The following is an 11,474-nucleotide window of genomic DNA, read 5'->3' on the forward strand; positions in this document are numbered from 1 at the left end:
ACGGATTTCAGGACGGACGAAGCAGCGCATAGCCAATGGCCGACAAAACACAATTCGGACTGACTGCCCTCGACACAGTACCCCTGCATGAGAAAGTCTATCTGGAACTGGTGCGGGCGCTGATGTCGGGTCAGCTCCAGCCCGGCCAGAAGTTGACCTCGCGCAAGCTCGCCAAGGAGCTCGGCACCAGCGACATGCCGGTGCGCAGCGCCTTCATGCGACTGCAGGCGCTCAGGGCGCTGAGCCCGATGCCGAACGGCAGCGTCGAGGTGCCGATGATCTCGGCCGATCGTTTCCAGCAGCTGACCGATGTGCGCACGGTTCTGGAAGGCACGGCCACCGAGCTCGCCACCAGCCTCATCAACGGCAACAATCTGCGCGCCATCCGGCGTCATTGCGCCGAGCTCACCCAGGCCGCCCGCAGCGGCGACATCGACGACTATCTGCGCAAGAACCACGACTTCAAGTTCTCGATCTACCGCCACTGCGGCAACGAGCAGATGATCTTCCTGATCGAAACGGTGTGGATGCAGGTCGGACCTTTCCTCCGCAACCTGCGCATCGGCTTCGAGGACGACCTCGCCGGCATTCTCGAAATCGACTACCACGAGGAGGTCGTGGCGGCGATCGAGGCCCAGGACGGTGAGCGTGCCCGCGCTGCCATCGTGCGCGACATCGACGAGGGGGCTGCGCACATCCTCAAGCAGATCAAGTTCCCGGAACTGCGGAATTAGTCCAGGACTTGGAGGCTGGAGTACAGCTGGCAGCCACCTCTCGGTCGTCATTCTCGGGCGAAGCAAGGAGCGAAGCGACGCGGCGCAGACCCGAGGATGACGAACCATGCAGCAGCCGCCCCAACGCTGACCGCACCAAATGCCCCTTGGCTTTCCGCCGCCTGCCAGCTATGTTGCGATCGCAGATCGCACATTTTGGACCCAAAATGCCGCCCGATATCCCAGCTAGTGAATTGAAAAAATGAAGGAAAGCCGCCTGGATCCATCCAAGGCGGCCTTCGTGAACTCACAAGCTGTTAAATGGATACCGTAGCCGAAACGGCTACAGAAGAAACAGGGGCCGGAAATTGGGCGATGCAGTTGCGGACGTTTTGAACTGGCTTGAAAGCAGGAGCGACATCCAGAGCCTGAGGGCCGCGGTGTGCGACCTGAACGGCATCATGCGCGGCAAGCGCATCCCGGTCGAACAGGCGCGCAAGGCGCTCGAAGGCAAGCTGCGCATGCCCTATTCGGCTATCGGGCTCGACATCTGGGGCGAGGATATCGAAGGCAACGCGCAGGTCTTCTCGACCGGCGATGCCGACGGGCTTTGCCAATGGACCGGACGCGGCGTCCTGCCCGTCGACTGGACGGCGCATCCGACGGCGCTTCTGCCGCTCTGGCTGGCCGATGACAGCGGCGCGCCCTATCTCGGCGACCCGCGCCGCGCGCTGGCCCGCATCCTCGACCGCTACGCGGCACTTGGCCTGACGCCTGTTGCCGCCACCGAGCTTGAATTCTACCTCGTCGACCCGACATCGCATCGGCCCGTCGGCCCTGTCTCGCCGATCACCGGCCGGCGCCTCGATTCCGACGCGGCGCTGTCTATCGACGAGATCGACGATTTCGAGGCCTTCATCCACGACGTCTACGAAGCCTGCCGCATGCAGGGCATTCCGGTCGACACGGCGATCGCCGAGAACGGGGTCGGCCAGTTCGAGATCAACCTCAACCATGTTCCGGATGCCTTGCGCGCCGCTGACGATGCGGTGCTTTTCAAGCGCACCGTCAAGGGCATTGCCCGCAAGCACGGCTTTGCCGCCTGCTTCATGGCCAAGCCCTATGGCGAACGCGCCGGCAATGGCTTCCACGTCCATTTCAGCGTCGTCGACAAAGAAGGCCGCAACATCTTCGACGACGGCAGCGACCAAGGCTCGAACACCATGCGCCATGCCGTCGGCGGGTTGCTTGCCGCCATGGCCGAAAGCACGCTGGTGTTCGCGCCGCATTTCAATTCCTACCGTAGGCTGCGGCCGCGCTCCTACGCGCCGACGGCCGTTGCCTGGGGCTACGAGAACCGGATGGTGGCGATCCGTATTCCGGGCGGCCCGTCGGCCGCGCGCCGCATCGAGCACCGCGTCTCCGGCGCCGACGCCAATCCCTATCTGGTGCTGGCGGCGATCCTGGGCGCGGCGCTCACGGGCATCGAGCGCGAGCTGTCGCCCGGCGAGCCGACCGGCGGCGAGGGACAGGGGCTGACGCTCGCCAAGCTGCCGCCGGACTGGGCTTCGGCGATCGCCGCCTTCGAAGCCGGGCCGCGCATCGCGGAAATCTTCCCGGCAGTGCTGCGCGACGCCTTCGTCGCTTGCAAGCGCCAGGAGCTGAACACCTTCGCGCTCAATGTCAGCGACTTCGAGATCGAGACCTATCTCGAAAGCGTCTAGCCCGGCACGGGCTACTCCCCCGACCGCGCCCGCTGCCGCTCCTGCACGATGACCGCCAGGATCAGCAGCGCGCCCTTGGCGAGCAGCTGGTAGAAGGTCGGCACGCTGGTCAGGATCATGCCGTTGTTGAGGACGCCGATGATCAGCACCCCGAGCATGGCGCCGACGATGGTGCCCTTGCCGCCCTGCAACGCGCAGCCGCCGAGGATCGCGGCGGTGATCGCTTCCAGCTCCAACCCCTGGCTGCCGGAGGCAGGCTGACCCGACATGGTGCGGCTGGCGAGCACCAGGCCGGCGACGGCGGCGGCGAAGCCGCTCATCGCATAGATCGAAATCTGGTAGCGGCGGATCGGAATGCCGGCGAGCCGCGCCACCGTCGGATTGCCGCCGAGCGCATAGATGTTGCGGCCGACGACCGTCTCGCGGGTGAAGACGATGAACGCCGCCATCGCCGCGATCAAGAGCCAGATGGCGAAGGGCAGGCCGAAGAGGGTGCCGATGCCGAGCGTTCGCAGGCCATCGCCGGTGATCGGGATGGAGTTGCCGTTGTTCATCAGATAGGCGAGGCCGCGGAAGGCCGACATGGTGCCAAGCGTCGCGATCACCGCGTTGACCGGCCCGTAGACGATGATCAGTCCGTTGACGGCGCCCGCTATGAGGCCGGCAAGCAGCCCGGCGAGAATGCCTGCCGGGATCGAGCCGGTCTCCTGGGCGGCGACGGCGAGCACCATGGTGCTGAGACCCACGATCGATCCGACCGAGATGTCGAGCCCGCCCGAGACGATGACGACGGTCTGCGCCATCGCCAGGATGCCGAGGATGGTGACCGCGAGCCCGATATTGATCAGGTTGCGCGGCGTGAAGAAGACGTCGGGCCTGAGCGCGCCGAAGATCGCCAGCAGCACCACCAGCGCGATCAGCAGGCTGATGTTCTGCGCGCCGATGAGGCCGAACAGGGTTGCCGGCGCGCGCTCGCGGGTAGCTGTTGCGGTATCGGTCACGACACCCTCCTTTCGATTGTCTCTCTGCCCGAGCGCATCGCCAGCGCCAGCACGGCTTCCTCGCTCGCCTCCCGCCACGCCAGCTCGCCGCTGATGCGCCCGCCCTGCATCACCAGAATGCGGTCGGCGAGCCCGAGCAGCTCGGGCATCTCGGACGAGATGAGCAGGATGGCGAGACCCTGGTCGGCCAGGCTTTCGACGAGCCTGTAGATCTCCGCCTTGGCGCCGACATCGATGCCGCGCGTCGGCTCGTCGAGGATGAGCACCGCAGGCCCCCGCGCCTGCCAGCGCGCGAAGACGACCTTCTGCTGGTTGCCGCCGGAGAGCTTGCTCACCGCCTGGTCGATCGACGGCGTCTTGACCCTGAGCTCGGCGACATGACGGGCGACCAGGGCGCGCTCGCGCCTGCGGCTGAAGAAACCGTAGCGCGACACCTTGTCGGGCACCACGAGGCTGACATTGTCGCGCACTGCCTGCATCAAAAGCAGCGCCTCCTGCTTGCGGTCCTCGGGCACCAGCCCGATTCCGGCCGCGACGGCGTCCGCTGGCTCGCGCGGCCTGTAGGGCCGCCCACCGGCCGCCATCTGTCCTGACAGCAGCGGATCGAGGCCGACGATGGCGCGCGCGACTTCCGTTCGTCCGGCGCCGACCAGGCCGCCAAGCCCGACGATCTCGCCGGCCCTCACCTCGAAGCTGATCCCCTCGACGCGGCGCGTCGTGACGCCTTCGAGCGCCAGCCGGACCGGTCCGAGCGTGCGCTCCCGGCGATTGAACAGATCGCTCACCGGCCTGCCGACCATCAGCCGCACCATGCGCTGCTCGTCGAGCGCCGCGATCGGCTCGTCAGCGACGCGGCTGCCGTCGCGCATCACCACGCAGCGGTCGGCAAGCTCGATGATCTCGCGCAACCGGTGCGAGATGTAGATCACCGCGACGCCGTCGGCCTTGAGCCGCCGGATGACCCGGAACAGCCGCTGCGCTTCGTCCTCCGTCAACGACGAGGTCGGCTCGTCGAAGGCGAGCAGCCGGGCACCCGGCCGCAGTGCCCGCATGATCTCGATGAGCTGCCTGAGCGCCGGGCTCAGCCCAAAGCAGCGCTGCCCGGGCGAAAGCACGTCGATGACGCCGAAGGTGCGGAGCAGCTCGAGGCTGCGCCGCTCGAGGTCGGCGCGGTCGAGGAACAACCCGGCGCGCGCCTTGATGTCGCCGATGAAGATGTTTTCCGCCACCGTCAGTTCCGGGATGATCTCCGGCTCCTGGTGGATGACCCGGATGCCCGCGCCATGCGCCATGCGCGGCGAGGTCAGCTGGACAGGCTGCCCGTCGACCAGCACCTTGCCGGCATCCGGCCGATGCTCGCCCTCCAGAACGCGCATCAGCGTGGACTTGCCGGCGCCGTTCTCGCCGATCAGCGCGGTGATCTCGCCGGCATGGAAGGCTATCGATACGTCACGCAGCGCCTGGACGGCGCCGAAGCGCTTGCTGACGTCCTCGACGGAAACGACAGGCACTGTCATAGGCGCGCGGCTCCGCTTGGGGCCGCGCGCCGTGAGGCTGAAGGAAAGCCTAGGACTTGCAACCGAGCGTGTCCTTGAACTTGGCGAAGTTCTCGCCGCTGATCAGCGTGGCGTCCTGGAAATAGTCCTTCTGCATCTCCTTGCCGGTGGCCTGGTCGTAGAGAGCCTGGATGGCGGCCGCGCCGTGCTTGGCGCTGTCCAGCCACATCGTGCCGCGGAAGCCCGTCGGCTTGCCGGCACCGAAGGCTTCGCAGGAGCGGGAGCCGTCGATGCCGATGCCGATGACGTTCTCCGGCGCCATGCCGGCATTTTCGGTGGCACGCACGCCGCCGAGCACGCCGTCGTCGTTGCAGGAGAAGAAGATCCACTTCTCGGCATCGGGATTGGCCGTCAGCGTCGTCGACACCACGTCGATCGAGTTGACCATGGTGTTGTCGTAGGGGATCGAGACGATGCGCGACTTGATGTCCGGGATCGCCGCGACCAGCGCCTCCTCAGCGCCCTTGTTGCGGCGCATGCAGGTGTCGGCCTTCTGGTCCTCGATCGAGCCGACGCGCACCTTGGAGAGGTCCTTGTCCCAACCTTCCGCCTTGGCGACGCGGGCAATCTCGGTGCCGACCTGCTTGCCGATGTTGAGCGCGTTCATGCCGACATAGGCGACAGGCGTGCCGTCGGCGAAGGCGATGTCATCGTCGACCGCGATCAGCCCGATCTTGGCGGCCTTGGCCTTGTCGGCGACGACCGGGCCGAGCGAGCGGTCCGGCACCACCACGGCGATGCCCTTGACGCCGTCGCCGACATAGGTGTCGAAGGTGGTGACGGCGAGGTTGGCGTCGAACTGGACGTCCTGGACCAGCAAGTCGACGCCGAGCTCGGCGGCCTTGTCCTTGGCGCCCTTGACCTCGCGGACGAACCAGGGATGATCGCCCATCTTGTTGATGTAGCCGAACTTCATCTTGTCCTGCGCGCCCGCGCCGTGCACCGTCAAAGCGACGGCGGCGGTCGCGGCCGCGACTAGGCATGCCCTGATTATTTTCATGGTTTCCTCCCTATCAATCCCGGCCGGCGGGATTTCATCTGCTTGAAAACATCTCCGGCGACCGGCCGCCGGCGCGAAACCTCATTCGTGGTAGAGAACCGAACGCCCGCCATCGATGACGATGCAGGCCGCGTTGATGAACGGCGCCTCGTCGGAGCCGAGGAAGACGGCGGTCATCGCCACTTCCTCCGGCCGGCCGATGCGGCGCGGCGGATGCAGGTCGTAAGTGCGCTGGCGCTCGGCCTGCGGATCGGGAAATGTGTTCCAGTAATCGACCGCGATCTGCGTCTCGATGTAACCGGGCGCAATGGCATTCACGCGAATGCCCTCGGCCGCGTACTGGATGCCGAGCGACCGCACCAGGCCGAGCAGCCCGTGCTTGGCCACCGGATAGGGGAAGGTCGACGGGATGATCGCGAAGGAATGGCAGGACGCGATCGCGACGACCGAGCCTTGTTTCTGAGCCCGCATCGCCGGCAATACCGCGCGCGCCGAATACCAAACGCCGTCGAGATCGACGGCAAAGCAACGCCGCCACTCCTCTTCAGTGGTTTCCAGCGGCTCATGGAAGACGTTGATGCCGGCATTGGCGACCAGCACGTCGATGCGGCCGAACGTAGCGAGCGCCTGTTCGGCCATGGCTTCGCAGGATCTGCTGTCGGCGACGTCGGTCTCCACGAAGAGCGCCCGCACGCCGCTTTCAACCAATGAGGCGGCAACGATCTTTCCGCTCGCCGCGTCCTTTTCCGCCACCACGATCACCGCGCCTTCGGCGGCCATTGCGCGCGCCGTTGCTTCGCCGATGCCGCGCCCGGCGCCGGTGATAACAGCCACCTTGTCCTGGAGCCGCCCGGCCATCGTCACCAGTCCACGATGGTGCCGTCGGCGAGCACGGCGTTGGTGGTGTGCATGACTTCCGGCTTGTAGGGATGCCGGCCAGCGACCGCCTCGTCGACCTCGACGCCTAGCCCTGGCGCTTCCGGCACCTGCCAGCAGCCATCGACCATGCGGATCGGCCCCTTCACCACCTCGAAATACCAGGGCACGGCGCCGACCATCTCTTCCTGGATCAGGTGGTTGGGCGTTGAGACGGCGAAATGCAGCGCCGCGGCACCGGCGATTGGGCCGAGCGGGTTGTGCGGCGCCACGCCGACCGAGACCGCCTCGGCCATAGCCGCGATCTTCTTGGCTTCCAGCAGGCCCCCGCAATGGCAGATGTCCGGCTGCACGATGTCGACTGCCCTTGCCCGGAAGAGATCGTCGAATTCGGGGCGGTCGATCAGCCGCTCGCCGGTGGCGATGGGCACGCGCGACTTGGCCGCGATCTGCGCCAGCGCGCCGGTCTCGCCGGGCGGCAGCGGCTCCTCGATGAACATCGGCCGGTACGGGGCAAGCACGTCTATATAGGCGAGCGCGGTCGAGGCCGAAGCGGGACGGCCGTGGAAGTCGACCATGATCTCGACTTCCGGCCCGACCGCCTTGCGCAGCGCCTCCATGAGCCGGCCGACCTTGTCGACCTCGATCAGCGGCGCGTGATAGTGGCTGTAGGGAATGAAGACCGCCTTCAGCGCGCGATAACCCCTGGCCACGACCTCGGAGGCGCGATGCACCAGCGGTTCGGCGTCCAGCGTTTCATAGACGGCGTGCATGTCGCCGAGGCCGAGATGGGTGTAGACCTTGACCCGGTCGCGCACCTTGCCGCCGAGCAGCCGCCAGACCGGCTGGCCAAGCCATTTGCCGAAAATATCCCAGAGCGCCAACTCGATGCCGGAAACGGCCGACATGCCGATGACGCCGAGCCGCCAGAACGAATGCTTCCTGAGGATACGGACCGCCTGCTCGATGTCGCGCGGATCGCGGCCGATCAGAAGCGGCGCAAGGTCGTTGACGGCGCCGACGACGGCCTGGGTCTTCCACTCCAGCGTCGCCTCGCCCCAGCCGTAAAGTCCCGGCTGATCGGTCTCGACGCGCACGAACACCCAGTTGCGCATGTCCGCGTTCACGACGCGCGTGGTGATCGCCACGATTCTCAAGCGCAACTCCTCCCAGACGGAACACTTAGATCATATGAATTCCGATTATCATATGATCTAAAATGACGTCAAGCCGGAGCTTCAGCCTTTTGCATGAAGGTCGTCGGCGGCAATGTCGAGCAGCCTGTTCATGGCCGCGCGGGCGCCGGCTGTGTCGCGGATGCGGATCGCCTCCAGCACCGCGACATGGGCGGAAAGCGCGCGCGACTGCGCTTCCATCAGCGGGTTGGTGACGAGGAAGGTGGCGCGCAAGGCCGCCTCCAGCATGCCGACAAGCCCCTTGAGCACGACATTGTGGCTGGCGGCGATGATGCCCTTGTGAAAGGCAAGATCCGCCTGGCAGACAGCGTTCAGATCATTCGGAATGTTGTCCCGCATACCGACCACCGCGCGCTCGATCTCGGCGAGGTCGGCGGCGCTGGCGCGCCTGGCCGCAAGTTCGGCTGCCGCGGGCTCGAAGATCCTGCGCGCCTCAAGCAGGCCGGAAACTAGCTCCTCGTCGTCCTGGATGGACGGGTGCCAGCCGAGCACCACCGGGTCGAGCAGCCGCCAGCTATCGCGCGGCAGCACCCGCACGCCGGCGCGTCGCCTGGCCTCGACGAGGCCCTTCGCCGATAGCACCTTGACCGCTTCCCGGACCGAGGTGCGGCTGACGCCCAGCATGGCGCAGAGCTCGTCCTCGCGCGGCAGGGCGGCACCGGGAGCATAGTCGCCGCCCAGGATGCGGCTGCCCAGCACGCTGACGACGGCGTTGTGCACGCTTGCCCCGCCCTGGTCGACCGAAGGCATCCAGCCGATTGCATCCGAAGGAACGATGGTTTCCACGCAAGCCTCTCCCGATAGAGCATGCCACAGCAAGCTGTTGTATGGAAGCTTACGTCTTATGTAAATCGCGCATTCATATGACATATCGAGAGCCTGCAGGCGCGGCAGGCGCATGGGGGCGCGGCGAATGAACCTGAGGCGACGAGCTCAGCGCGCCGCCCAGACCAGTCCGCGGCGCAGGATCGTCCGCATCTGCGGCACCTCGAATTCCTTGGCCACGTGGCCGAGCGACGAATAAAACACCCGCCCCTTGCCATGCCGGCGCTTCCACACCACCGGCATGACGACGCCGTCGATCCACGGCGCGTGCTCGCCCGAGAAGGTGGTGGTCGCCAGCACCTCGTTCGAGGGGTCGACATGCATGTAATACTGCTCGGAACGGTAGGCGAAATCGTCGATGCCATTCATGATCGGATCGTCGCGCCGCATGATGTTCACCCGATAGTCGATGATATTGCCGGGATGCGCGACCCACTGCCCGCCGCACATGAACTGGTATTCCGTCGATTCGCGAAACGCGTCGCCCATGCCGCCATGATAACCGCCAAGGCCGACGCCGTTTTCGACCGCTTTGGTGAGGTTGGCCTCTTCGGCCTTGGCCAGCTTGGACATGGTGTAGATCGGCACGATCAGGCTGAGTTCGGCGATCGCCGGATCTGCGAACGCCGCGGTCGTGTTCTCCACGCGCACAGCAAAGCCTTCCTCCTCCAGCATCGACTTGACGGCACGCGCCCCGGCCTCGGGTTCGTGTCCTTCCCAGCCGCCCCATACGATCAGCGCCTGCCGCATTTTTCCTCCGTCTGTTTCGTTGTGTTCAATCGAGATCGCCAAGGCGAAAATACTCGCCGAGATTTCGGACGTTAACGCTTCTCAGCCGAAAAGCCCGAGGGGAGCTTGCCCCAAGGTACGAGCTGTTTTGCGGCAACGAAACACAAAACCATCCGAACGCGACGCGCTTTTGCGCTGGGCCATCTTGTGCAGTTGTTGAAGCATTAGTCGAAAAATACGCCGGCGGGAGGTGACAATCGTGGGAACCAGATTTCAGTCAAGGGTCGCTGGTGGCCGAGATCCGCGATCGTCACGAACTCGCAGGAACATGACCATGATGATTCTCGCCTTCGGCGCTGCGGGGGATTTTGCCGGCAGCGTCATTCCCGCCCCTGCTGCGCGAGGTGCGCGCGTGCGTGCCTTCGTTCGCAAGCCTGAGCAGGCTAAACTGGTAAGAGGTCGTAGCGCAACCGAAGTCGTTACCGGCGATCTCCGCGATCGAGCGGCTTTGGGCGAGCGCTCAAGGACGTGGGCGCCGTCTTCTATATCGCCCCAGCCTTCATTCCCGGCGAAGCTGATGTGGGAAAGAATGTCGTGGAAGCTGCCGTCGACACCGGTGTGCGGCGGTTCGTGTTCTCGGCCGTGATCCATCCGGTGCTCTCGAACCTCGTCAATCATGTCGCCAAGGTTCCGGTCGAGGAGGCGGTTCTCACCTCGGGGATGGAGTATACGTTCCTCCATCCGGCGCGTTACTTTCAGAACTACGCCGCATTCTGGCTCAAAGTCGTGAAGGAGGGCGTGCTTGCGGAGCCTTGGTCGTCCGAGACCCGCTTCTCGCTGGTCGACTATCGCGATGTCGCCGAGGTCACGGCAATAGCCCTGACTGAAGAGCGGCTGCTTTTTGGAACGTTCGAGCTTTGCGCACCCGGCCACCTTAACCGTCTCGACGTCGCTGCGCTGATGAGCGATGTGCTGGGTCGCAAAATCAGGGAGCGCCGCGATCCCGATATACTCGGCGACATTCCCCAGGGCTTGTGGGCGATGTTTAATCACTACGATCGCCAGGCCTGCTCGGCAACCCGCTGACGCTACGTGCGATCCTGGGTCGGGAACCGCGGTCTCTGCGTGCATATCTGGAGGAACTGGCGCACGGCGATCCTGCTCGGTTCGGCAAGCAAGGATGAATATCCAGAACAACCGGCCGGCACGGCCGAATACCAAAACGGCCCGCACAGGGCGGGCCGTTTTTCGAATTTGGTTGCGGGGACTGGCTTCGACCTTTGTCCTAACTTCTCCGGTCAGATGATTTTGCCGAGGATTGGCAAAGTCGAGGATGCCGATCAGTTCGCCGCGCAGCTCGGCGATGACCTCGCCTCGCTTGCTACCGGGCGAAAGAACCACCTCACCGATAAGCGAGCGCAGCGCCTCGGCCGCTTGCCGGCCCCAGCGGCTGCGTGTCCACCGGCACGCGCTTACACCCGCGCAGGCGCGTTTCTGACTTTCCGTCGGGGCTAGTGCACGATGGCGCCCTCGTCCGGCAACGCCCGTATCAGATGCCGCCAAGAGCAACATCATACGCCTTATAGTTGCAATGTGTAACAACCTTCGATTGAAAGCTCGTTCTGATCCTGGCGGAGCCGAGGCGAAGCACCCCGGGCGATTTGCTTTCGGTGGACGAAACGAAGCCACGCCGAGACCGTTGCCCCTCTGGCTGCGTTTGGTTCTCATGGCCGCTGGCGTCGCTCTTGCGGCGGAGCCGGCGATGGGCCACGAAGACTCCCCCGGAAATATCTACACGGACGCCAAGGGGCATGACGCTCTGTACGTTCGACAAGGACAAGTATCGGATGTCTC

General features: G+C 65.2%; 12 protein-coding genes. 5 read left to right on the top strand and 7 right to left on the bottom strand.

Going from position 1 to position 11,474, the window contains the following annotated elements:
* The first annotated feature begins 35 nt into the window (after positions 1–35).
* Complete coding sequence (locus tag EH240_RS32150) at positions 36–734, top strand: GntR family transcriptional regulator (RefSeq protein ID WP_125006121.1); 699 nt, start codon at positions 36–38, stop codon at positions 732–734.
* Positions 735–1,081: 347 nt separating this feature from the next.
* Entirely contained in the window at positions 1,082–2,437 is a 1,356-nt protein-coding gene (locus tag EH240_RS32155) for a glutamine synthetase family protein (protein WP_125006123.1), read from the top strand.
* Positions 2,438–2,448: 11 nt separating this feature from the next.
* Here EH240_RS32155 and EH240_RS32160 read toward each other — a convergent pair whose 3' ends face one another.
* From EH240_RS32160 to EH240_RS32190, 7 genes are all read right to left on the bottom strand, one after another.
* The gene (locus EH240_RS32160) at positions 2,449–3,438 is read right to left on the bottom strand and encodes an ABC transporter permease (RefSeq protein ID WP_125006125.1); all 990 of its coding nucleotides are present in this window, start codon (positions 3,436–3,438) and stop codon (positions 2,449–2,451) included.
* On the bottom strand, positions 3,435–4,955 hold the full coding sequence (locus EH240_RS32165; protein WP_125006127.1) for a sugar ABC transporter ATP-binding protein: 1,521 nt from the start codon (positions 4,953–4,955) through the stop codon (positions 3,435–3,437). The genes EH240_RS32160 and EH240_RS32165 overlap by 4 nt, the downstream gene beginning before the upstream one ends.
* A 49-nt stretch (positions 4,956–5,004) precedes the next feature.
* Positions 5,005–5,994, bottom strand: coding sequence for a substrate-binding domain-containing protein (locus tag EH240_RS32170; protein ID WP_125006129.1), 990 nt, complete (start codon positions 5,992–5,994; stop codon positions 5,005–5,007).
* Positions 5,995–6,075: 81 nt separating this feature from the next.
* Entirely contained in the window at positions 6,076–6,852 is a 777-nt protein-coding gene (locus EH240_RS32175) for an SDR family oxidoreductase (RefSeq protein ID WP_125006131.1), read from the bottom strand.
* Between the two features lie 2 nt (positions 6,853–6,854).
* Complete coding sequence (dgoD, locus tag EH240_RS32180; protein WP_245436581.1) at positions 6,855–8,018, bottom strand: galactonate dehydratase; 1,164 nt, start codon at positions 8,016–8,018, stop codon at positions 6,855–6,857.
* 90 nt (positions 8,019–8,108) lie between these two features.
* Complete coding sequence (locus tag EH240_RS32185) at positions 8,109–8,852, bottom strand: FadR/GntR family transcriptional regulator (RefSeq protein WP_167484264.1); 744 nt, start codon at positions 8,850–8,852, stop codon at positions 8,109–8,111.
* Between the two features lie 147 nt (positions 8,853–8,999).
* The gene (locus tag EH240_RS32190) at positions 9,000–9,641 is read right to left on the bottom strand and encodes a ThuA domain-containing protein (protein ID WP_125006137.1); all 642 of its coding nucleotides are present in this window, start codon (positions 9,639–9,641) and stop codon (positions 9,000–9,002) included.
* Positions 9,642–9,957: 316 nt separating this feature from the next.
* Between EH240_RS32190 and EH240_RS40235 the strand changes: the two genes are divergently transcribed.
* Genes EH240_RS40235 through EH240_RS38305 form a run of 3 tightly spaced genes read left to right on the top strand, consistent with a single transcriptional unit; the run spans position 9,958 to position 11,135 of the window.
* Positions 9,958–10,266, top strand: coding sequence for an NAD(P)H-binding protein (locus EH240_RS40235; protein ID WP_425374857.1), 309 nt, complete (start codon positions 9,958–9,960; stop codon positions 10,264–10,266).
* A complete protein-coding gene (locus tag EH240_RS38605) occupies positions 10,149–10,706 on the top strand; it encodes an NmrA family NAD(P)-binding protein (protein ID WP_281035191.1) in 558 nt (185 codons plus the stop codon). Before EH240_RS40235 ends, EH240_RS38605 begins: the two co-directional genes overlap by 118 nt.
* Before the next feature lie 39 nt (positions 10,707–10,745).
* Positions 10,746–11,135, top strand: coding sequence for a hypothetical protein (locus tag EH240_RS38305; protein WP_167484261.1), 390 nt, complete (start codon positions 10,746–10,748; stop codon positions 11,133–11,135).
* Positions 11,136–11,474: the final 339 nt, after the last annotated feature.

Origin of the sequence: Mesorhizobium tamadayense, assembly GCF_003863365.1 — a bacterium.
In the GTDB taxonomy this organism is placed as follows: domain Bacteria; phylum Pseudomonadota; class Alphaproteobacteria; order Rhizobiales; family Rhizobiaceae; genus Mesorhizobium; species Mesorhizobium tamadayense.